The organism is Enterococcus sp. 6D12_DIV0197, from assembly GCF_002174385.1.
In the GTDB taxonomy this organism is placed as follows: Bacteria; Bacillota; Bacilli; order Lactobacillales; family Enterococcaceae; genus Enterococcus_D; species Enterococcus_D casseliflavus.
The window spans coordinates 1,634,062-1,656,782 of record NZ_NIBN01000001.1 but is presented as its reverse complement, the minus strand read 5'-3'; the positions used below and the strand labels follow the sequence as shown (position 1 = coordinate 1,656,782).

Here is a 22,721-nt window from a genome sequence, read left to right as displayed (position 1 = left end):
GAAGAACCATTGTAAATGCGGCAAGAAGTTAACTGGCAATGAAAAAAGCTGTCCGGACTGCAAACGCAAAAAACAGCAAACTTTAGATTCCTTGGAAAAATTCGTTAAATACGGCAGTTTTGCTTTAGCAGGCCTATCATTAGTTTTAAAAATTGCGAAAAGTCGACAAGCTTAGCATTGATCGACTGAGAACTTTAATAAAAAAAACGCCGTAATGGCGTTTTTTTATTTGTCTACAATCGTACTCTCCAACTGCCAATTGACCGTACCTGAATAGGTACCAGGTTCTATCAAATCCAACTTGGGAACAAAGCGAAAGTAGCAATCATATTCCTGAAGATCCAGAGTTAAGTCCGTTGATCCTGTTGGCTGTTGTTGGAAAATCACTTGTTCTTCAGAAGTGACAGAAGCCACCAGCTGATTGGTCACCGGATCATAGAGGACCAATTGGATTTCATCCGCTAATTGTTGCTGATTTTGCATAAAATCAGTCATCTGGCCGCTTAACTGCCAGGTCCCTTCGCTGGTATTGCTGACAGACAAAAGGGCTTCTTGATCAAAAGAAATCGTTAAATAAGCAAAGCCATCGTCTCTGATGGATCGTGCGAGTTCATTCAAGGTCACTGCCGCTGCGTTGATTGAAGCAGGCGCACGCTCAAATACCACGATCCCTCGAAAGTCAATGCCATAATAACGTGTCGCCGATCGATTGCCTTCTGTATCGATCACATAAGACGCAAGATAATAGGTTGTGCCCGGTTCTAGATCTGAGGTGTCTAGTGCCAATGTATCCGACAATGGCTCCGACAATGTTCCCCGTTCAACCAACGCTGCTTCAGAGAAATCCGTTTCGGTGATTGTCTTATCCTCCGTAAAGAAATCCGTGACATATATTTTGGCTTGGGTCGAATTTTGGTCATCAATCGTGATCGGTATGTAGGAATTGCGCTTTTGCCGCACGATCTGCAGGTCTGCTTTTGCTTCTGCCAATGACGCCGAACCTGTTGAAAGAGTCGGTGGAAAGGATCCGGTCATTTGATAATAATGAGTTTCTGGATCACCTGTTGTCATACTGGAAACAAACGCATTTCCATTAAAAACAGTTTGGACAGGGATGGCTACATCTAAATTCTGATCGAGCGGAGCTTCTGTGTAATTGACGGAAAAGTGAACGATGTATTCATTCCCATTGACCATGTCGGGCAGTGTCACAACCAATTGTCCATTTTCAATGGCAAAGGGCAAGGCAGTTCCGCCTTCAGGCATGCCATTAACCATGATTTCACTGGCTTTCCCAAAATAAACCGCCTCGGGAACTAATGATAGTCCTTCTGGAAAAAGCGATGAGAGCAAGATTCCCGATTCCAAGTCAGCTAGATCACTGGTGCTTTTATAGGAGAGATAGGTCGCATAAGTAATGGTTTTGCTATTGTCGACAGTGGCTGGCTGGGCAAGTGCCGTACCAGTATCCAACAATAGTTTGACTGGGTCTTTTTCAAAAACACCGGTTCGCATATCAAGTTCTACTAGTCCTTCAACATCGACAAAGGCCACAGCTTTTTCTTGAACATAGCCCCCGTTTGCACCTGTAAAACCAAAATAGACCGGTGCACTATTGGTGAGATTCAAATTCGATTTGAAGGTGTCATCAACAGGAACCGTCACATCAACACCGAAATCTGGTACGGTGTAACGCAACGTTTGCGTCGGCTGATCAAAGACTACTGTAAAAATATGCCACTGCCCATCGGAAATATCTGGTACGGATACCGTATCTCGATGGTTTAAGACTTTGTCAATAATCAGCCAACCATCGGTGGTATATGCGTCATTTGAACCTGGAAAATTCCAAGCGATATGATGGCCGGAAGGAACATCACGATCCATCATTCCGTCCCCCGTCAACCCTGCATTATTATAAAATGTATCGAATTCAATCGCAAAACTTTGCGGGATTGCCCCCGTACTTAAAGGAGTCGCTCCTCCCGAATTTGACCAGACGCCAATCGTCGGTCCTGCTTGTTCTGCCAGCGCATTTAAACCATTGCTTTGCATCACAAAAGCGAGCCCATCGCTGTCCGTTGCTGTATTATCGATACAAAATGCCATTTCTAACCGAAAAGAACGAGTAAAAGAAACCGGCTTATTGAACCAGACACCACCACTGGAGTTGGTGGTAGCTCCATCATTAATCTGAACATAATTGACGCCCGGTTTTCCTTGTGGCGACCCCGCTTGTCCCACAGGAGTGATCAGAGAATCGTCAATCGCTAACGTAGGAAAATCTGGCGCAGATACCGCAGCATGGACGATTTCTTGTTTCCCACATAGCAGCAAAATGCTAAAAAAGAACACATAGCCCCATCGGATAATGCCAAACTTTTTCATCACTGTCCTCCGCTTTCTTCATTCTGATTCTTCTTGCACTGCCAGCCTAACATCTGCTTCTGCTTTTTTACGTCTCCTATATAAAATGAACAAGAGAAGTAGAACAAACAGGAAGAGAAGTAGCCCTCCTGCATAGAACCAGTATTGTTTTTGAAGATACGCTGCACCTAATGTTGTCTGACGGTTGATAAGGTTGGCTTGCTTGCGATCAACCACCACCGAATCCTCAAACACCCACGTTCCTTTAGGCGCATTCAACTCGATCCGTAACAGATAGGTCCCCGGTTCGAGAATGTTCTGATCAAAGGCACTAAACAGCTCCAAAACCGAATTCGGAGCTATTTGAAAATTCTCTGCAGAAAACCCACCGACCTTGTTGCCGCTGTCTTGCTCGCGTATCACGGTTTTGACAGTGATGTTGCCAAAGGCTGTGGGCTGATCATTGCGGATCCTACTTTTGAGAGCTGTAGAACCATATCTTTCCACCGCCTCAGAATTGATCAAAGACAATTGAGGATCAGGCATGGTTGCCACATTCTGACGCAAGCGGATCCCTTGTTGAATTTTATAGTTGGCTTGCAGATTTGTTTGCTGACTTTCAGTTGTTTCCGCCGGTTTTTCTTCAAAGTCAAACACACCAAGTATTTCTCCTGCAAATTCTTTTGCCTTCATTGAAAGGGTAAAATGGACCTGACGACTTTCTCCAGGGTCAAGCTGGATCGTCTGTCTCGGATTTTCAATCAATTGACTAAACGAGATTCCTTTGTTCTCTTCGGCGGTCTGTTCTGCTTGGTACGCGATGATCCCAGTAGAGGCCGTATAACTATTTAGTGCTGCTGCTTTAATGGTCAACGGCTCTGAACTTGTATTATGAAGGGCAACGGTCAAATTCTGTTCGGTCTCATGATTTACCAGTAAGTCGAAATAAGTGACGTCACTGACTTGATTTTGGGGAAGTTCAGGGGTTACAGTGAACCGTGTGGTCTGTGCATGACCGGTGACTTTCGTAAAGCAACACAAACTGATAAAGAAACTAATGAGTACGAAGCACTTGATTTGTTTTTTCATTGTCGCCCTTTCCTTGCTATTCTGCTTGATAGGTGTTTGATAAGGTCCAAGTGATCGTTCCACTATAAGTGCCGCTGTTCACATTTTGTTTTGGTACGGTTAATGAAGCATTGGAAAAGTTAAAGTCATTGGTTGCTAAGCCGGTCGTCCCATTAGCTGAAGCGATCAATGTAGGTTCTGTTGCCCCTACCATCAATTCGGTGCCCGATACTAGCGCTGCATCGCCAGAAGCCGTTGAACCATTTAAAGTGACTTTGGCATTTGCTAGCTCGTTATCGCTGGCATTCGTCATTTTCGATAATTGCGCCGTCAACTGCCAGCCAGCTTGATTTGGTCCACGGTAATCCGTGATCGATGTCACTTCATTCGACGTTGTTTGAATCACTTGTTCATCGGTAGCGATCTCTTGGATACTGCTTGTACCGAAGTTAAAATTGGTCACCTGATCCAGTGACAAGATTCCTTGTTCGATCGTTAGCGTTGCTTGACTCGTCATTGAAGCCGTTGGATTCGCTTCTGCTGCAGCTGCCGCAGTGGGCGCCATTCCTAAACCCATTCCGACCAAACCTAACATTACTGCCTTTTTGTTCATTTTCATCTCTTCCTTCACTTTTTTTAATGAGAAACCGAGGTTGATCGAAAAAAACAGCCTTAAAAAATAATAATTTAATTGGTGTTTTTTCATTCTATTCTCATCTATCATAAGTATAATCCATCATGGTTATCATACGGTTCACAGATTTAGCGTAAAAAAAACGCCAAAAAGGAGAATCCCTTATGTATCTGTCTCTTATACACATCTAGATGTGTATAAGTTTTTCATTCTATTCTCATCTATCATAAGTATAATCCATCATGGTTATCATACGGTTCACAGATTTAGCGTAAAAAAAACGCCAAAAAGGAGAATCCCTTATGTATCGAGAATTCATTTCTCCCGCAGAAGAAAAGAAATTAGAGATTTTCAAAGTTGTCTGCAATTCCAATGGCGTGACATTGGTCCAACTGTCAGAAGTTTTGAACATCCCACAAAAAAGTCTTCAAAAATATATTTATTTTTTAAATGAAGATTTGCAGCTGCTCTCCCCTCACCTGCTTCTATCAAAAAATCATTACAATCAGTATTTTGTTGAGCGAGCAGAGGATGATGAACCATTCTATGCAAAATTGATGTATCATTACTTGCTCAACTCCACACAATATACCTTGATTCACTACTTGATTGGGCGCCCGCAAATGACCTTGACGCAATTATGTTTGGATTTGCATGTCAGCCAATCGCATATGTATCGGTTGATCAAGAAAATCAACCAACTATTGGAAAAATTTCAAATCCAAATTCGAACAGACCTGAATAATCGCATCGTTCTTGCTGGAAAAGAGCTAGATATCCGTATTTTCACCTACAGTTTCTTGACTCAAAGCGCGCCAGCTGACTTGTGGCTATTGCCGAGCGTTTCCCATAAAAATGTCGAAGAGTTTACAGCGTTCTTTGCTATTTCTCACTTTGATCCGTTAACGAAAAATAAACTCGCTGCATTTTGGCAAGCAGTGGTCAGCCGAACGATCCAGAAAAAATATTTGCCAGCGATTCCTGAAAAATACATGGGATTGATGAATTTCTATTGTTTTTTACCAGAGGAAATTCTCGAATCGCTTTTTTTGAGTGCCGATTATGCCTCAGAAAAGACGCTTCAGTCTGAATATCTTTACTTAAATTTCTTTTTGCATGTCTTTTTGCCAGGGGTAATTCCCCAAGAGAAGAATCAAGCGATCATCCAAGAAATCAAACATTCTGACACCGATCTTGTGCGCTTTTTCACCGCAATGATCAAAGATTGGCACGATACCTTTGCTCCAAGTCAAGAAGTCGCCGAATTTGAAAAACTATTAAGCAGCTGTCTGCTGGTCTTCAATCTATCGATCATTATCGGCATCGATCTTCTGGAAGTGTGGCAGCTCGAACACCAACTGTTGACCGAAAACACTCCTTCGAAAGACAAAACCTATGAAGCAATCTGCAAGCTTTTACTGACCCATGTTGAAAGGTATCCATTTGCTGACTTGGACAAAGAGTATTTTGAACAGACACAGTTGCCTTATCTTGCGCATCTCTTGTTTTTAGAAACACAGATGAATACGCCCCCGACCGTGTCGATCTATATTCAAACGACGATCCAATACCGCACGAAGCAAATGATCGAGACAAGGATTCGTTCGATTTATTCCAAAGCTTCAGTGACTTTTGTTAACCAGATGGAAGCAGCCGATCTATTGATCACCGATAGTTATGAAGAAGTGATTTTTTCCGAAAAATTAGTCTTACTGTCTAACCTGCAAGCCGAACAAGAGTGGGCAGCCGTTTTTGCAAAGATCAATCAACTGATGATGTCCAAGATGTTTGCCAAACAGGGAAAGTAAGCTGCCGATTCCATTTTCATCCCAAAAAAAAGCTCGAGCATCTTTGCTCGAGCTTTTTTCCTACAAATTTATCCAGGGATTGTTAAGCGAAGAAGCTACCACCCGTTACACTGTACACTTGACCAGTTACGTAGCTTGCTTCATCAGAGGCTAGGAAAACATAGACTGGCGCTAATTCGACTGGTTGTCCAGCACGTTTCATCAATTCTTTTTGACCAAATTCTGGGATCGCAGATTGTGGTTGTCCACCAGAAATTTGAAGTGGCGTCCAGATTGGACCAGGCGCAACGGTATTGACCCGAATGCCTTTTTCACTTAATTGCGCAGCTAGCCCTTTACTAAAGGAAGTAATGGCACCTTTCGTGGCTGCATAGTCTAAAAGATGGGCGCTTGGTTCCGCACTTTGGATCGAAGTGGTCGTGATGATGCTTCCACCAGCTGGTAAGTAATCCAATGCTTCTTGGACTGTCCAATACATCGAGATGATATTCGTTGTAAAGGTGTCTTGAATTTGTTGCGTAGTCAACTCTTTGATGTCCTTCACCGCTTGTTGCATCCCAGCATTTAGAACCAATGTATCTAACCCGCCTAATTCTTTGGCTGCTTCATGAACCAATTGACGAGCGAAGGTTTCATCTTTCAAATCTCCTGGGATCAAGACTGCTTTGCGTCCAGCTTTTTCAATGACTGCTTTGACTTCTTGCGCGTCTTCTTCTTCAAAAGGAAGATAGTTGATTGCAACATCGGCGCCTTCTTTGGCAAAAGCGATCGCTGCTGCTCGACCAATACCAGAATCACCACCGGTCACTAATGCTTTGCGTCCAGCTAATTTGTCTGAACCTGAGTAGCTTTCTTCCCCGCAATCAGGTACTGGCTGCATCTTTCCTTGAATCGCCGGTGCTTCTTGCACCTGTTTTTCAAATGTGCCATCATAATACTTCGTTAACGGATTGTTGATTTTTTCTGACATGCTCGTTTCCTCCTTGATTATTTCTACTTCTTATTTGTCATCGTTTGTTATGACCTTACTTAAAAGTGTAAAGGAAGATGGAGCGAATGAGAAACGAAACGCTCACCAGAAAAAAAGCATCTGTAAGAAAACAGATGCTTAGTAAAACGAAAATGCTGCATGACTCAGTAGTGAGAACGCCCCCAGGCATCTCATCATTCTGCTGGGAAATCGTAGTGAAGTTTCTGTGTGCAGTGGTTGATTTTGCTAATTTTCTAGCAGTTCGAGCAGTGCCCGACGAAAGGCCTCCATCTCCTTTGCGGTCTGTAGAAAAACATCGGGATGACTGTGGTGGCTGTCGATCATCCAGTGTTTGGTGTCTGTAACTTTAAGAAAATCTACAACTAAGGCGCCCGTTTGCTTCTGTTGAGCAGCTTGGGCTGTCTTCAAAAGATAAAAATCTTCAATTCCCCGTTGGAGTTGCTTATATCTTAGTGACAGCAATATATGTCCGTGATTGCCAGGATAGACGAAACAAAGATCACCGATCGGTAGTGAGCTCGTGTTGTATCGAATATCGGTCCGAGCCTGTTCTGGCCAACAATTGTATGCCCAACGCAGAAAGCCGTCTGTTTTGAACTGATACGATAAGATTCCTTGCATTCGCGTTTCTAACAAGGGACTATGCAAAAAGGTATTCGGTTTGTCGGGATAATTGCAGACATAGTACTGCATCTTCCCTGGATGGCTTTTTATCAGTGATTCGTAATGGTTGCAAGTACAGTAATAGGAAGTCACAGGATGATCGATCACTGGCAGCAGCTCAAACAATACGTCTTCTTTATCAAAAGCAGCTTTGATCTGGATCGACGGATCAATTTCTTTTAAGACCGCTAACGAGGCTCGGAAACTGTCGATTTGCTGTTTCTTCGGTTCGTCAGAAACGATGCGAACCTTCTCCCATAGATTCTTCCCTTTAAAATAATCAAATACTTGGCGTAGATACTCCTGCAAATCAGCTTTTTGATTGAGAAAGCCAAAGGTGCCTTTTCCCTCATCGTAAAAGCGAATCACCAACTTTTCTGGATGGTCCAAGTTGACCAGCGGGAAAAATGGCGGCTCCCAGACCCCTAATAAACCAAACACGTCAATTTCTTCTTTGATACCCGCAGCAAAAAAACAATCCAAGTAACGCGTCAGCACAGAAAAATCACAGGACAGTTCTCCGTCTGGCGTCTTTTTGACCTTGACCATCGAATACTCATATAAATTAGCAGGATAATCTTTGACGATGTAATTGAACCAGCCCTTCCATGGGATCTCTCCGGCGATCACTGTGATCGCTTTTTGTCCGATCGCAGCGAGACTCTCAGCCATTTCCTTGATCAAGTCAAAGTGGGCATCGCTCCATAACGGAACGTCAAAGGTGCGAGCCAAATTGCTGGGCTGCTGCCACATATTTAAGTGGAACGTCTCTAAATAGTCTTTTGGAAAAGTAAAGCCATCCACTTCAATCGTTAGGTTCTTTTCTAATAAGCACTCCTCATGGCTAGTCAAGTGTGCCCGATAGACCTTGATTTTCACGGGATATGCTTGCGGTTTGATCGTCTCATCGACCTGCCACTCCAAATAAAGAGGCGCAAAGCGATCGCCAGGATAGGTTTTGGCAGTTTGTTCAAGCAATTTATCGGCGTACGCCAATTCCTGCTGACCGACAAAATAATCGACGAATTGCGCTTTGACCGGCAATTCGCTAAAAATCTCAATACGTATCATGGGAATTTCGATTTCATCGGGGATCGAAAACTCGTCGCCAATAATATAATGATTGCGATTGCCATCGTGCAGCAGCAGCTGACAAGCAGCAGTACTGTTACGAACAGCTGATAACTGTTCAATCGCTTGTGGTTCTTGGGTGATCAATTCTGTTGAAGCCTTATAGCTTTCATGGACCAGGATTGCTTTCATTTTTACTCTTCCTTTCTAGGATCAATCAGCTGCGATACAAGCTTTTGATAAGAAACATTTTCAAACGCTTCTGGCATGATCGTTAGTAGTTGCTGCAAGCTGATGTTTTTTGCGATTTTTAAGCGGCTTTTGTCTGCCCATGATGGAAAAGCCTGCAACAGCAAGCGTTTGTTTTCCCCAGATTCAAGCAACGCTCGAATTGGCCACTGCCCTAAATCAGGAAACAAAGCTGGCTGGGCAGCTTTATCTGCCCAGTTCAACTCTAACCATTCGACGCATGCATCAAACCAACGGGCAAAGCGTGGATCGACCATCTCTTTCCGATTACCGAAGCGTTCGGTCGCCAAAGAAAGACCGTGACGTCCTTTTTGGAAAATATGACTTTCAAAGGGAACCTCGTGCTCTTCTAGGGCTTGCAGATACGCCAATGAATTTTCGATAGGAACGACATTGTCTTCAAAGGTTGAAAACAAAAAGGTGGGCGGTGTCTCTTTTGTGACACATTCCTCTAATGAAGGGGCATCGATCTTCATCACAGTAGCAAATGAAGACAATATCGCTGGGTAGCCTAAAATACATAAGCTCGGTTTCATTGAGGAGAGTGTTGATAACGCCGCTGCCAAATGGCCGCCGGCAGAAAAGCCGATCACAGCGATTTTTTCGGCATCGATTCCCCATTCACTTGCAAGTTCTCGGATTTTAGTAATCGCTTTTTCGGCATCTGCTAAGGAATGGCTGAAACTGCGATGTGTCCCTACATGATAGCGTAAGACCCCGGCGTGAAAGCCTTGGGCAGCAAAATTTAAAGCAATCGGCTCAGCTTCCCGCTCACTGCAAAAGGAGTAGCCGCCACCGGGAATCACCAAGACAAACGGACGATCACCCACTCGTTCATACTCGGCTTTTTCCTCATGCAGATACACTGTCAGACCGGCTTGCGCTTCTGGATCAAATAGATATTCCTGAATAAACACCGCTTACTCTCCTAACCCATTTTTATCGATGACGTTTTGATACCAATAAAAACTATCTTTCTTGTATCGTGCCAAGTCCAACAGCTGCTCGTCCGTACGATTGACATAGATAAACCCGTAACGTTTAGCGATGCCTTCGTGAGTACTGACTAGATCAATGGCACTCCACGGGCAATAGCCGATCACATCGACACCATCTTCGATCGCCAATGCCAGCTGCTTTATGTGCTGCTGCAAATAGTCGATGCGATAATCATCATGGATTTTTCCATCAGTTGTCAAAACATCCTTGGCACCGATCCCGTTTTCCGTGATCAAGAGCGGTAGACGATAACGGGAATAGATTTCGTTCAACGTAAAGCGAAAGCCCTCTGGATCAATCGGCCAGCCGAATTCAGTCATTGGCAAATGGGTGTTTTCTACTGTTTGGAAAAAGCCTGGAATCCCGAAACCAGACTGTTGATCGAGTTTCGTTTCTTTTTGAAAATAGCTGCTGACGGTCATCGTATTATAATAATTCAATGCGATGTAATCACAGGTACCCGCTGCCAAAATTTTTCGATCTGCTTCAGTGACTGTTGGTGCTGCGCCAATCTTCTCTAATAAATGCCATGCGTTGTGATTGTACGTGCCGAAAACAGCCGCATCTAGGAATAACCAATTTCTCAGCGCACTCATATATAGAGCTGCCAGCTGATCGGCTGGTTTTTCAGAAGCTGGATAGACACTGGCGATATTCGGTGCTGGGCCAATCTTGCCGCTGAAATTGCCTGCATGAAATTGCTGGGTGACCAATGCTTGTGCTACCAGCATATGATGATTTTCTTGAAATTTTTCTTTCATGGATTTTTGACTCGTACCAATGACCGAACCAGCAAGTGCCATCACATTTTGCTCGTTGATGGTTTGCCATAGCGGGACTTGATGACCAAAGTTTTCGAACAGTACTTGGCAGTAATCAGCAAATGCTTGGATCGTCTCTCGGTTTTCCCACCCACCTTGCTTCGCGATTGCAACGGGCAGGTCAAAATGGAAAACGGTGACGATCGGTTGAATCTCGTTTTCTAGTAGCAGATCGATCAGTTTTTGATAAAACGCCAATCCTACTGGGTTGACCTGACCATCGGGCATGACGCGGCTCCATGATATGGAAAAACGATAGGCTTTTAACCCTAATTCTTTAAACAATTTCACATCTTCTTCATATCGGTGATAGTGATCTGATGCTACTTTAAAATCAGTGGTCCCTTGCGGAATCTCTTTGATATCTTGCACTGAGGGACCTTTGCCGTCTTCTGCCCATGCGCCCTCTACTTGATAAGCACTAGTGGATGCTCCCCACAAAAATGCTTCCGGAAATTTACTCATCCCACGGTTCCTCCTTGGCTGCGCCGATCAAATTGGCGTCCGCTTGAAAATAAGCGGCTTGGATCGCAACTGGCTGCAGCGTTTTCTCAATGATTGGTGCGGTTTTAAAAATAGCTTGATAGCTGCTAGCTATGGCTTCGATCAAGCGTGGCTGACGGCTGATCCCGCCACCGATAACGATTTTCTCCAGAGCTAAAAGACACTGAAGATCGAAACACAAGACAGCGATTTCTTTGGTATAAGCTAAAAATAAAGCCTCTGCCTCAGGATCAGCAGTTTTCGTAAGGGTATCAAAGACCAAAGGACCATCAGGCGCGATAGCCATACTAGCAGCCAAACGCTCAATTAATCCGACAGCCGAAAGACCGATCCCCACAAAAGAGTCCGCGCCTCTCATTTGTCGGTCACGAATCATAAAACTGACTTCACCAGCTTGTCCATGATGCCCACGATAGAGTTTTCCATTGAGACAAAGACCAACTCCCACGCCGGTTCCTAAAATGATCGCCGCACCATTTTGGATCCCTTGCAGATTGCCAGCTTTCATTTCCCCTAGCGCGGCGGCTTTTGCGTCGTTTTCGACACTAACCTCTGTCACCATGCCATCGCTTAACTGGCAGATCAATTCTGGCAAATTTACCCCATCAAGGTATGGCAAGGCACCACCAAAGAAGACCGTCCCTGTTTCATTAACTGAACCAGGGACTGCGATCGCCACTTTCGTGAAAGAAACTTGACGGGCATAGCTTTGGAGGATCGTTTTGATAGTTTCACTAAATGCCGCCAGCGTTGCCGGGGTGGGAAAACTTCGTCCGTCGGTGACTTCATTGTGCTCGACCCATCCCGATTTGATGTGCGTCCCACCGATATCAATTCCTAAATATACCAAATGTGCCACTTCCTTTGTTTACGCTTGAATTTCTTCCACGACTTTTTCTGTCATTTTTGCTGCTTCACTTGCTTGCTTTTTTTCAGCAGCCAGTTCTAATTCGTACTCTTTTTTATCCGCAATTTTTAGGAACGGATACCACATCACAATACCGATCAGCATACAGATGATCATTAAGATCGTGTAGTTAAGCCCTCCTGAAAAGGGCATTTTGATAAAAGTCGGTGTCGTCCATGGCAATAGACTCATGGTTGGATTCAAGCTGATTGGGAGGATCGTAGTCGCCAATCCCCAAGTCACAAAGCCAGCGATCAATTGTGTAAAGACTTGCGGAATAAAGAACAACGGATTCAAAATAATCGGCATCCCAAACATGATTGGCTCTGTGATATTAAAGATCGACGGGATAAACGACAATTTTCCTAATTGTTTCATTTTTGCCGATTTGCTGCGGATCATAAAGAAGGTCACAAAGCCCATGAAGCCAGCAGCATACATACCCATATAAATCACTGAAGGAATTAGATAAGGCAGTTCTTGTCCTTGTTGGTAAGCGGCAATATTCGAAACGACCATGGTCATACTAATCGCGCCGAGCGGTCCTTGTAAAACTGCATTGTGAATTCCGAAGAACCATAAGACGGCTAATAATTCCATAATGATGATGATCGATAGCGGGCTGGCAACTAAGGAGTTCAACGGCGCATTGATCACATCGATAAAGAATTGGAAAATCGAACCAGATGAAGTAAACCCAAATAAGACACGTAAGACAAAGACGACGACAAAAATGATCGTGACAACAAACACTGGTGCTAAGGATTGGGTTACCATTGGGGGAACACTATCCGGTAGCTTGATCATAATGTTTTTTCTCGACAAGAAAGCATAAAAGCGAGTGACCAACAAAGCGGTCAGCATGCCGATAAACAGTCCTTGCCCACCTAAGAAATCAAGCTTCAAGGCTCCAATCGTTTGTTCCACTGCTTGGCCATCTTGCATGACAGTTGTTGCGACGGTTTGGGGCATCAACATAATGAAACTAGCTAAAGAAATAATCGCTGAATTGCGTTCATTGCTTCCTAATTGTTTTGCGTAAGAATACGCCAAACTGTATACGACATACAAGGCAAAGACGCCAGTTGCTCCGTTGGTGATTGCTTCAACATGTTGGAAGATGCCAATTTTCGTCAAATAGTCCGTCCAACCGGGAATCGGAAAATTTCCAATGATCGTGATAAACGCAATTCCTAAAGTGATGGGACTTGTTCGAATAAAGCCTTCCATCAAAGCCGCCAATACTTTGTTTTGTTGTAATTTTTGTGACATTGGTAATAGTTTGCTACTTAAAAATGCTTCTAATTTTTCCATTCTTTCTCACTCCTTTAGTTTAAATCGTTACACTAAGCATCGTTTCTTTTTGATCGATCCGTATTAAGAATCGATAAGTACCTTTGGTAAAATGTTTGGTCCCTTGATTGTCATAGTAAACAAGTTCTGACAACGGCAATGATAGTCTTCGCTCTTTTTCTTCCTGGGGCGCGAATGAGATGAGGTCACTCGCAATTAATTGGCGACTTGGACGAACCATTGCCGCTGGGCGCTGCATGAGATAAAGTTGAATGACGGTTTTTGCAGCTGTTGCTGATTGGTTTTTCACTCGATAAGCCAATTGGATCGTCTCGCTAGATACTTCACTACCAAGCCATTCTCCAGTAAACGTACTGTAACTAAGACCTGTTCCGAATGCGAATAAGGGTTCATTTGATTCATCGCGGTATTTTGACAAAAAGCGATCAGAATGCTCACTATCTGTCAAAGGTCTGCCTGTTGGCATCTGGGCACTGTATATTGGGATCTGTCCTTCACCACGAGGAAAGGTCATCGCCAGTTTTGCCGTCGGAGAAGCCTGCCCACTCAACAGATTGGCGATCCCGATCCCGCCCATCGTTCCTGGATACCAAACGAGCAACAGACTATCAAATAATGCTTCCACTTGTGTTAAGACTAACGGTCTGCCAGTGTAAAGCACGCCAATTAAAGGCTTTCCAGTTTTTTTCAACGCTTGGATCAAACGCATTTGTTTCAATGGCAGCTGCAAATGAGCTTTTGATGCCCCTTCGCCGCTTTCCAAAAATTGTTCCCCAAAAGTCAAGACGATGACCTCTGCAGCCTCAGCCGCTTTGACGGCTTCTAAAAGCAGCTGGTCTTCTGGTTCAATCGGTCCATTCAGCTGTTCGATTCCGACTTTTAAAGGACCAAATTGCTCATACGAATCGAATAAATTGTATCCACGAGCAAAGATCAGGTTTTCAGGTGCGAAGTGCTTCAGCAAACCAGTTTTTAAAGGAATCGTATCTTGTGGCTTGCCGCTAACTGACGCCCAAAAGCCTAATGTCAACCGGCTTTCTCCATAAGGACCGATCACAGCGACGGTTTGGTCTTTTTTCAAAGGTAAGCTGCCCTCATTTTTTAAAAGCACGCAGCTTTTTTCCACTAACTTAACGGCTAGCTCTTTGGCTTCCTCCGACAAAACCTCTCCAGTCTGTTGCGTTTTCAACCCTCGATAGGGTTCCTCAAACAAACCTAATTGATTTTTTAATACGAGAATTCGCCAGACTGCTTCATCCAACAAAGCTGCTAATTCGGGTTGTTTGATCAGTTCTGGCAAGTGCGTCGCATAGACCGATGTCATCATATCAAAATCAACGCCCGCTTCCAAACCTTTCTGAGCGGCCTCCCGTTCATCTTTGGCAAAGCCATGAGGGACCAATTCTTTGATGGCCGCATGATCGGAGACCAATACCCCATCAAAACCGAATCGTTCGCGCAAAATCTCTCGGTTCAGCCAGCGGCTACCCGTTGCAGGTTCACCATTCAATAGGTTGAAGGCCGTCATCACTAGCAGTGCTTGGGCTTCGATCGCCGCTTGATAGGGTTGCAAATATTCATTGAATAAGCGCTGATTCGACATATCGACCGTATTGTATTCTCTGCCTGCTTCGGGTGCACCATAACCAGCAAAATGTTTGATGCAAGCAGCAACGTGATTGTCTGCCACTCCTTTATCAAGATTGCCTTGGTAACCGGTCACGACGCTTTTAGCAAAACGTTTGGCAGTATAAACATCTTCTCCTGGCGACTCCATCACCCGCCCCCAGCGAGGATCGCGAACAAGATCCAGCATGGGTGAAAAGATCACATGAAGGCCATTTTGGTAACATTCTTTGGCGGTCATCTCAGCGGCTTGCTCGATCAGGTCAAAATCATAAGAACCTGCTTGCGCAAGGGGGATCGGAAAAATCGTCCGAAACCCGTAGATGACATCAGACATAAACAGCATGGGAATCTTAAGTCGGCTGTGTGCCAACGTTTCCCTTTGTAACTGAATCAATTTTTGATGATCATTGACATTATAGATTGAACCAATCTCATGAATCTTCAACGATTTGGGAAGTCCAAGATCTTGCATCGGTCCCGTAGACATCACCTCATTTTCAATGACTAAACTGCCATTCAATTGAATCGTCTGAGCGATTTTTTCTTCTGGCGTCAATTGCTGAAACAATTCTTTCAATTTTTTACTATCCATGTTTGCCCCTTCATGTAACCGTTTTATTTATCTGAATTATAAAAGGAATCCTTCCTTAGATATACTAAAAAAATATTGTTTATAATAAAATATTTATTGAATGCGAAAAAATTTACGTTATACTAAAAGAAAAAACAATGTTTGGACTTTGAGGTGTCTTATGAACAAAACAACACTGACGACCGCCATGGATCTGCTGTATCGAAAATATTTGATCCCGATGATCCTCTTGGATCAAGAAGGAACTCCTTTGTATCCCCCACTCACCTTAACAGCCCAGAATCCTCTGAAACACTATTTGGAAGAAACGAACGGCCCAGTTGCAAATCTCTATCATTTCGGCAAATATATGCTTGGTTGCTTTGCATTTCAGTTAGCTGGAAAAACCTGTTATATGGTCATCGGCCCCTGTGGTGTGATTGGTACACCAGATAGGTCTTACCTGTTTCTTGAACATGAATACCACTACAATGTGCACTATTCCAAAGAAGACAAATACTCCTTTGAAGAATACATCCAGCTGCTTTATACGCTGTTTGCGGAGCAGCCGTTGGCAAAAGACCAAATCCATTGGCATTACCAAACTGAATCCCACGACCGATCCATGCAAACAGATCTTAGCTTGGAAACCAATCTTTATGAACGCCGTGTGCATGAAGCTACCTTTGATTCCTATCATTTTGAATTGCGCTATCTTGACTACATCAAACGAAACGAGCCGGAAAAAGTAGTTTGGGTATTTAACAAAATGAAAGAGACCTACAGTGTTTCCCTTTCCCCTCATGAACTTGAAGGCTTAAAACTAAAGTTTTCGGCCTTTGTCGCTGTCGTGACCCGCATGAGCATTGATGAAGGAGTACCAGTCAACCAAGCATTCGGCTTATCTGATTCCTTGATCCAAGGTCTGGTTTATATTCATTCTGCCGAGGAGTGCCTCCGCTATATCAAAGAAGCCACCTACCGCTTTATGGAGCTTCTGCATAGCTATCCGCTGGCGCAAAAATCGCTGTTGGTCAAGACGATCGTTAATTATGTCGACAGCCATCTCTATGAAAAAGTGACCATTGATGATCTCGCAGCCATCACTCAAAAACACAAGACCCATCTGTGCAATCAATTCAAAAAAGAAATGAACAAAACGATCCACAGTTACATTCAGGAACGAAAAATCAGTGAAGCCAAGCATTTATTGTTGTTCACAGACTATTCCTACGAAAAAATCAGCACCCAATTAGCCTTTGCCAATCAGAGCCATTTTATCCGCAATTTCAAAGCAGTGACGGGGCAAACACCAAAAGAATTTAAAGAGCAGCATTACGCCCATGCTTTAAGTTGAAAACACACGCTTCGAAAAAAAATACTCATAAGCAATGGCTATCATTTTTAATAACAAGCGTTGTAAGCTATCCTTTTACTCAAATCAAATTGAATGAGGAGAGATAAAATGATCCAACTTGCTCGCTTGATCTTTTGGGTACCAGTCATCTTTTTTTCGTTAGGATTGATCATCGTAACGAAACGATTGCCGCGTTTCACATGGGTTTCCTTATCCATCACGGTTTCTTTAGTGATCTTTGTTTGTAAGATTTTAGAGTATTCCTATACGATGCCTGACATGCAGCTAACTTTCTATTTTATGGGTTTCTTGATTTCGGCTAGTCTTCTTTGTTTTATTTTCTACTTGAGGATCAGAAAACGGTGAATGACAGTGGCGGGTTTTCCACGTAAATTAGTCAGGTCCCCAGTAACTAGGGACCAATAGCTTCATCAAATACACGGGTTTCTTCCTATCTTTTTAAAGAACTCCCCTCCCCTGAAAAGGGGCTTTTTTATTGCTAGTTCTGATTCTAACCTCAAGCTTACTGTGTTACTCTAGAAAGATTCGAATCAAAATACAAGGATGTGCCACTCGTTTTTCTCCCCCCTTCCTGCACACAATCGTTATTACATGAGCTCCTTGCCTTTTTAACGAACTAAATATATAATGAATTTGCAAAATAATAACACGAAAGAACAAATCATCAATCCTCATAAAAGGAGCTTGCCCTATGAACTGGCTGACCTTTGTCGTCCAACCACTGACCCTGTTGTTTTTTCTTACAGTATTCTCTCTTGTCTATTTGATGCCCGAAGCCGTTGTGCCTAAGCCCAAAATGAAAAAATGGGCGTTGACTGTTTCATTGATCTTTCTAGCATGGCAGCTGCTAACCCCCTTTCTCTTCTTTTTTTACTGAGCACAACAAAAAAGCGGCTCTCTTTTTTGAGAGCCGCTTTGGTTTATTTTTTAATCCTGTAACAAACTACCGCCATTGGTAGCAATGACTTCTTTGTACCAGTAAAAACTATCTTTACGGGAACGGTCAAAGCTACCGTTTCCTTCATCATCCGCGTCTACATAGACAAAGCCGTAGCGTTTCGACATTTCTGACGTTGAAGCCGAAACTAAGTCGGTACAACCCCAAGGCGTATAGCCCATCAATTCCACACCATCTTCGATCGCTTCATACATTTGTTCGATATGCGCCTTCAAATAATCGATTCGATAGCTGTCATGGATCGAACCATCCTCTTCCACCGTATCCAAGGCACCTAAGCCGTTTTCAACGATAAACAACGGTACTTGGTAGCGGTCGTACAAGTTATTCAAAGTCACACGCAAGCCGATTGGATCGATTTGCCACCCCCAGTCAGAGGCTTCCAAGTATGGGTTTGATTCGCCTAAAGAAAAGTTGCCGGCCGTTGCTTCGCCGCCTTCTTCAGGATTGTGGCGAGCAATAGAACTCATGTAGTAAGAAAAGGACATGAAGTCGACAGGGTATTGCGCAAGAATGTCTAAATCGCCGTCTTCGAAGGTCACTTCGATGCCGTTTTCTTTAAAGAAGCGCTTCGTATATGCGGGATACTTCCCACGAACTTGGACATCAGAGAAGAAGAGATTCTCGTGGTCACGCTTGATTTCTTCCATCACATCTGCTGGATTTGGTGTAGCTGGGTAAGCTTGCATTCGTGCCAACATCATCCCTACTTTAATGTCAGGATTGATTTCGTGGGCAAATTTTGTTGCTAAACTAGAAGCCACAAATTGATGATGCACGGCTTGATACATGTCAGAAAGGTTTTGCGTGCCGTCTTCGGATAACAAGGCACCACCAACATAGCCAGAGATCCCCATGATATTGATTTCATTGAAGGTCAACCAGTATTTGACTTTGTCTTTGTAGCGGGTCAACACAGTTTCTGCGTATTTGACGAACAAATCGATCACTTGGCGATTTTTCCAGCCGCCATAGTTCAACGCGATCCCGATAGGTGTTTCGTAGTGAGAGAGGGTCACTAAGGGTTCGATCCCGTATTTCGCACACTCATCAAACACATTGTCATAAAATTGCAAGCCCTCTTCATTTGGCTGAGCATCGTCACCATTTGGAAAAATTCTTGACCAAGCGATGGACAGACGGAACGTTTTAAAGCCCATCTCTGCGTACAAGGCGATATCTTCTTTGTAACGATGGTAGAAATCTGATCCCCAACGTTTTGGATACAAGCCTTCTTTGTCATTTAAGGCAAACAAGACTTTTTCCCGAGTCATTGGTGCAGCAAATTCTGCCATGTTTTTACGGTCTTCTGGTTTGACAGCGATCGCCGTATCGGATGTCGCTGGGCCACGTCCGCCTTCGTTCCATGCTCCTTCAAATTGGTTGGCTGCAGTGGCGCCGCCCCATAAAAAGCCTTTTGGAAATTGTTTTTCTGTCATGATTAGCCTACTTTCTTTTTCTTTATTGATCGACACAGCGGATCAGTAAGAAAGCATTCTTACTGATCCTACGACGTGCCGATAAACGCATTTATTTTACGACTTCGATCAAATTGTCGTTCGCTGTTACTTCTTTTGACTGTGTCGTTTGGATGTCACTGTAGTCGTTAGAGTTTGTGACGATGACTGGTGTCAGCAAGGAATAGCCTTCCGCACGAATCGCTTCAGTATCAAAAGAGATCAATTTTTGACCGGCTTTGACTTTGTCTCCTTGGTTGATGTAGGCAGTAAAGTGATTGCCTTCAAGTTCCACCGTATTCATGCCGATGTGGATCAATAATTCTGTCCCATCCTCAGTGACTAAGCCGATGGCATGTTTTGTTGGAAACAAGATTTTGACTTCTGCATCTGCTGGTGCAATGATTTCACCGATCGCTGGTTCAACGGCGATCCCTTTTCCCATAGCACCTGAAGAAAAGACTTTGTCTTCCACATCTGCTAAAGCAACCACTTGACCAGTTACTGGGCTTTTGACTGTTTCATCTTTGACGCTGGCAGAAACGGTTTTCGCTTCTGGCGCTGGCGCTGCTGGTGTTGCTTGACCGTCGACTGGTGAATCAACAGTTGTATACAAAGTTGGTACTTTCAATAACATCATGATGATAAATGACGCTACGATCGCAATCACTGTACCGATGGCTAAGTGGATCACGCTATGGAAGCTGCCTGTTGCTGGATCGATATATGCAGGGTACAAGAAGATACCCATACCGCCCATTGCGTAACCAGTAACGTTAAAGATTGACAAGTAGATACCAACGAAACCTGAAACTAAACAAGAAACGATAAATGGTGTTTTCATTGGCAAAGTATAACCGTAGATCGCAGGTTCAGTCACACCGAAGATCGATGAGATCAATGCTGGCATTGCGCCTTGTTTGACTTTTGGTTCTTTCGTTTTCAACCAAATCGCTGCTAGCACACCCGTTTGCGTGAAACATGGTAGCACTGCGGCGGTCAAAATAATCGAAGAGCCGTTTTGCGCCATATCCATGATCGCCAATGGCACAAGACCCCAGTGAAGACCAAACATTACCAATACTTGCCATAATGCCCCTAAAGCAAATCCATAAATGATTGGGCTGAAATCATAAACCGCTTGGAAAGCAATACCGATCCAGCTAGATGCTGTATTTGCGACTGGACCTACCACAAAGAAGGTCAACGGCACAGTGATCAAAATCGTTACAAAAGGAACCACAAACATTTTGACTACATCAGGTGTAACTTTGCGCATAAACTGTTCAATTTTCGAAGCGACAAAAATCGCTAAAATAATCGGCAGTACGCTATTAAAGTAGCCACCTGCTGGTAAGGTCAAGGTTAGACCAAAGACTTTGCTCGCTTCAGCAACGCTTTCTGCTAAACCAGGATAGACCATCGCACCTGCAATCGCTAATGCTGTATAGGTATTCATCTTGAATTTCTTTGCAGCAGTTACGGCTAAGATCATAGGTAAGTATTGGAACAAACCATCGCCTAGGGTATTCATTACTACATAGATTCCATTGGTCGCTTCCATCCCAGTTGCTGCAAGTAGCGCCGTGATCCCTTTTAAAATACCGGCTGCCGCTAATGGACCTAAGAACGGTTGAAACAAGCTTGAGATGACATCGATAAAGCGGTCAAACAAACTGCCTTTCTTTTCGTCGCCTTCGTCGATATCAAGACTGCTGCCATCGGCTAATCCGCCGACTTTCAGCACTTCATCGTAAACATCTGGCACATGATTACCGATAACCACTTGGTATTGTCCGCCTGCTTTGACAACGGTCACGACACCGTCACGTTTTTGCAAATAATCTGTGTCTGCTTTGCTTTCGTCTTTTAAGTGGAAACGTAAGCGAGTCACACAGTGTTTTACAGAAGAGACATTTTCTTTGCCGCCAACGTGGGCCAAAATGTCTTGTGCTAATTCAGTATATTTTGCCATTTTGATTTCTCCTTTTTAATAGATCATTTAATAAAAATAAAAAGACCGGCCATTTCTACAATAAACAAGCAGGAGTATCACCCATAAAAAACGAGACGGGTCTCCTCAACGAGTATTGTAAGAAAGTGCAGGTCTTGCCAGCCGAACTGTAACGAATCCATTTCCATTCTTAGGTTAATTTTGAGTGAGCGGCTAAGTTACCGATATGCAGAATCAAATACATCAATTCCATATCGTTGACATGCCAGCCCTTTTGTTCAAATAAGTATTCTTTGATCGAATCTGCGGTTTCTTTTTCTTTCGGATAGCTGCTGAAAGCCAAGGCAATCATCGGATTAGCCAATACTGGCTCTTCTTTTTCTTGACTTTGTCGAATTAAATAATAGCGAATGTGGGTCACAAACCGTTGGAAGTAGGAAGAATTCTCATCGTACTCGATGTTCATACTATACTTAACGATCCGTAAAATATTGTTGGTCAACTCGGTGTGCTCATAGGCACTTTGATTGGCGCTTTTTTCAATTTGCGCATTGACGAAATGCAAAGTGATAAACGCAGCTTCTTCTTGCGAAAAATCGGGATACAGCTCTTTGCGGATCAACTCGACCGCTTGGACACTGACCGCATATTCCTTGGCATAAATTTTCTTGATTTCCCAATGCATGGGATTGGTCAAAACAATTTCTTGCTTTTGACGACTGATGGCAAACAAGATATGATCCATCAGTGTGAAATAAACGTTTGGATTGAAATCGGTTCCAACACTTTCCCGAAAAAGACGCACGATTTCATAAATGACGGCCATTTGTTTCTCGTCAGCCTTCGTCATGACTTTCGACATATGTTCCACTGTCAAGTCATCTTCTGGGTAGTATTTTTTTTCGATTCGCTCAGCCGGAATCAGGTCACCCGGTTTCGTTTGAAAGCCGATCCCTTTTCCCATTAGGATCACTTCAACTTCATCTTCTTTTGAAAGTACAACATTGTTGTTGATCCTCTTGATAATCTTCACGAACGATCCTCCTTGATCAGCATAGCGCATACACAGCTTTGCATCGTTTGACGTCTATGCAGAAGGTCTTGTATTTTTTTCTTTCTCTGACTTGCCATTAAGTGACGAGGTGAATGTCTGCTCCAGGCAGTACTGTAGGATATCGTCAAACCTAGCTGGCACTTCATTGCGTTTTACTTCTCCCCTCATTTGATGATCAATGACTGGACCTTACCTTGGAACCGGTTCTTTTTTTAGCGAATAGAAATAATGGAGCAAAAAAAGAAGACCAAAGCAAAAAAGTGTACAACCCAAGAAACCTTGGGTAATCAATGCACTTTTTTCCTCTGGTCTTGCCTGCCGAAC

General features: G+C 43.6%; 17 protein-coding genes. 4 read left to right on the top strand and 13 right to left on the bottom strand.

Translation table 11 applies throughout. The features are described from left to right. Positions 1-225: 225 nt before the first annotated feature. From A5867_RS07495 to A5867_RS07485, 3 genes are read right to left on the bottom strand one after another with little or no spacing between them, the layout of a single operon-like run. Positions 226-2,388, bottom strand: a complete 2,163-nt coding sequence (locus A5867_RS07495; protein WP_087627283.1) for a legume lectins beta domain protein — start codon at positions 2,386-2,388, stop codon at positions 226-228. Between the two features lie 18 nt (positions 2,389-2,406). Then, a complete protein-coding gene (locus tag A5867_RS07490; RefSeq protein WP_087627282.1) occupies positions 2,407-3,456 on the bottom strand; it encodes a DUF916 and DUF3324 domain-containing protein in 1,050 nt (349 codons plus the stop codon). Positions 3,457-3,472: 16 nt separating this feature from the next. Further along, positions 3,473-4,141: a WxL domain-containing protein gene (locus A5867_RS07485; RefSeq protein ID WP_087627281.1), complete on the bottom strand. Its 669-nt coding sequence runs from the start codon at positions 4,139-4,141 to the stop codon at positions 3,473-3,475. Between the two features lie 230 nt (positions 4,142-4,371). On the opposite strand from A5867_RS07485, the gene A5867_RS07480 reads away from it, so the two are divergent. Further along, positions 4,372-5,877 (top strand): helix-turn-helix domain-containing protein, encoded by a 1,506-nt coding sequence (locus A5867_RS07480; protein ID WP_087627280.1) that lies wholly within the window; start codon positions 4,372-4,374, stop codon positions 5,875-5,877. Between the two features lie 82 nt (positions 5,878-5,959). On the opposite strand, the gene A5867_RS07475 is transcribed toward A5867_RS07480, so the two are convergent. The 7 genes from A5867_RS07475 to A5867_RS07445 all read right to left on the bottom strand — a co-directional run bounded on the left by A5867_RS07475 (position 5,960) and on the right by A5867_RS07445 (position 15,617). Continuing rightward, positions 5,960-6,847, bottom strand: coding sequence for an SDR family oxidoreductase (locus tag A5867_RS07475; RefSeq protein WP_086338394.1), 888 nt, complete (start codon positions 6,845-6,847; stop codon positions 5,960-5,962). A 246-nt stretch (positions 6,848-7,093) separates the two neighbouring features. Next, a complete protein-coding gene (locus tag A5867_RS07470; protein ID WP_087627279.1) occupies positions 7,094-8,794 on the bottom strand; it encodes a DUF4091 domain-containing protein in 1,701 nt (566 codons plus the stop codon). Positions 8,795-8,796: 2 nt separating this feature from the next. Continuing rightward, on the bottom strand, positions 8,797-9,768 hold the full coding sequence (locus A5867_RS07465) for an alpha/beta hydrolase (RefSeq protein WP_087627278.1): 972 nt from the start codon (positions 9,766-9,768) through the stop codon (positions 8,797-8,799). Between the two features lie 3 nt (positions 9,769-9,771). Beyond that, complete coding sequence (locus A5867_RS07460) at positions 9,772-11,136, bottom strand: glycoside hydrolase family 1 protein (protein WP_087627277.1); 1,365 nt, start codon at positions 11,134-11,136, stop codon at positions 9,772-9,774. Further along, positions 11,129-12,034, bottom strand: a complete 906-nt coding sequence (locus A5867_RS07455) for an ROK family protein (protein WP_087627276.1) — start codon at positions 12,032-12,034, stop codon at positions 11,129-11,131. The genes A5867_RS07460 and A5867_RS07455 overlap by 8 nt, the downstream gene beginning before the upstream one ends. Positions 12,035-12,043: 9 nt before the next feature. Further along, a complete protein-coding gene (locus A5867_RS07450; RefSeq protein WP_087627275.1) occupies positions 12,044-13,396 on the bottom strand; it encodes a PTS transporter subunit EIIC in 1,353 nt (450 codons plus the stop codon). A gap of 19 nt (positions 13,397-13,415) precedes the next feature. Continuing rightward, positions 13,416-15,617: a glycoside hydrolase family 3 N-terminal domain-containing protein gene (locus tag A5867_RS07445; RefSeq protein WP_087627274.1), complete on the bottom strand. Its 2,202-nt coding sequence runs from the start codon at positions 15,615-15,617 to the stop codon at positions 13,416-13,418. A gap of 160 nt (positions 15,618-15,777) precedes the next feature. On the opposite strand from A5867_RS07445, the gene A5867_RS07440 reads away from it, so the two are divergent. The 3 genes from A5867_RS07440 to A5867_RS07430 all read left to right on the top strand — a co-directional run bounded on the left by A5867_RS07440 (position 15,778) and on the right by A5867_RS07430 (position 17,851). Continuing rightward, positions 15,778-16,953 (top strand): helix-turn-helix domain-containing protein, encoded by a 1,176-nt coding sequence (locus A5867_RS07440; RefSeq protein ID WP_249270029.1) that lies wholly within the window; start codon positions 15,778-15,780, stop codon positions 16,951-16,953. Positions 16,954-17,061: 108 nt separating this feature from the next. Next, positions 17,062-17,319 (top strand): hypothetical protein, encoded by a 258-nt coding sequence (locus tag A5867_RS07435; RefSeq protein ID WP_005235163.1) that lies wholly within the window; start codon positions 17,062-17,064, stop codon positions 17,317-17,319. Between the two features lie 346 nt (positions 17,320-17,665). After that, positions 17,666-17,851 carry a hypothetical protein gene (locus A5867_RS07430; protein WP_016613442.1) on the top strand — a complete coding sequence of 62 codons (186 nt, stop codon included), beginning with the start codon at positions 17,666-17,668 and terminating at the stop codon, positions 17,849-17,851. 50 nt (positions 17,852-17,901) lie between these two features. Here the strand turns inward: A5867_RS07430 and A5867_RS07425 are convergent, their stop codons facing one another. From A5867_RS07425 to A5867_RS07415, 3 genes are all read right to left on the bottom strand, one after another. Next, positions 17,902-19,371 (bottom strand): glycoside hydrolase family 1 protein, encoded by a 1,470-nt coding sequence (locus A5867_RS07425; RefSeq protein ID WP_015509445.1) that lies wholly within the window; start codon positions 19,369-19,371, stop codon positions 17,902-17,904. Between the two features lie 91 nt (positions 19,372-19,462). Next, the gene (locus A5867_RS07420) at positions 19,463-21,364 is read right to left on the bottom strand and encodes a beta-glucoside-specific PTS transporter subunit IIABC (RefSeq protein ID WP_087627272.1); all 1,902 of its coding nucleotides are present in this window, start codon (positions 21,362-21,364) and stop codon (positions 19,463-19,465) included. A 169-nt stretch (positions 21,365-21,533) separates the two neighbouring features. Next, the gene (locus A5867_RS07415; RefSeq protein ID WP_008378663.1) at positions 21,534-22,376 is read right to left on the bottom strand and encodes a PRD domain-containing protein; all 843 of its coding nucleotides are present in this window, start codon (positions 22,374-22,376) and stop codon (positions 21,534-21,536) included. Between the last annotated feature and the right edge of the window lie 345 nt (positions 22,377-22,721).

Excerpts from the sequence above, each read along its gene's own strand:
- A5867_RS07495 (WP_087627283.1), bottom strand. The coding sequence starts at position 2,388 with ATGAAAAAGTTTGGCATTATCCGATGGGGCTATGTGTTCTTTTTTAGC.
- A5867_RS07490 (WP_087627282.1), bottom strand. The coding sequence starts at position 3,456 with ATGAAAAAACAAATCAAGTGCTTCGTACTCATTAGTTTCTTTATCAGT.
- A5867_RS07485 (WP_087627281.1), bottom strand. The coding sequence starts at position 4,141 with ATGAAAAAACACCAATTAAATTATTATTTTTTAAGGCTGTTTTTTTCG.
- A5867_RS07480 (WP_087627280.1), top strand. The coding sequence starts at position 4,372 with ATGTATCGAGAATTCATTTCTCCCGCAGAAGAAAAGAAATTAGAGATT.
- A5867_RS07475 (WP_086338394.1), bottom strand. The coding sequence starts at position 6,847 with ATGTCAGAAAAAATCAACAATCCGTTAACGAAGTATTATGATGGCACA.
- A5867_RS07470 (WP_087627279.1), bottom strand. The coding sequence starts at position 8,794 with ATGAAAGCAATCCTGGTCCATGAAAGCTATAAGGCTTCAACAGAATTG.
- A5867_RS07460 (WP_087627277.1), bottom strand. The coding sequence starts at position 11,136 with ATGAGTAAATTTCCGGAAGCATTTTTGTGGGGAGCATCCACTAGTGCT.
- A5867_RS07450 (WP_087627275.1), bottom strand. The coding sequence starts at position 13,396 with ATGGAAAAATTAGAAGCATTTTTAAGTAGCAAACTATTACCAATGTCA.
- A5867_RS07445 (WP_087627274.1), bottom strand. The coding sequence starts at position 15,617 with ATGGATAGTAAAAAATTGAAAGAATTGTTTCAGCAATTGACGCCAGAA.
- A5867_RS07440 (WP_249270029.1), top strand. The coding sequence starts at position 15,778 with ATGAACAAAACAACACTGACGACCGCCATGGATCTGCTGTATCGAAAA.
- A5867_RS07435 (WP_005235163.1), top strand. The coding sequence starts at position 17,062 with ATGATCCAACTTGCTCGCTTGATCTTTTGGGTACCAGTCATCTTTTTT.
- A5867_RS07430 (WP_016613442.1), top strand. The coding sequence starts at position 17,666 with ATGAACTGGCTGACCTTTGTCGTCCAACCACTGACCCTGTTGTTTTTT.
- A5867_RS07425 (WP_015509445.1), bottom strand. The coding sequence starts at position 19,371 with ATGACAGAAAAACAATTTCCAAAAGGCTTTTTATGGGGCGGCGCCACT.
- A5867_RS07420 (WP_087627272.1), bottom strand. The coding sequence starts at position 21,364 with ATGGCAAAATATACTGAATTAGCACAAGACATTTTGGCCCACGTTGGC.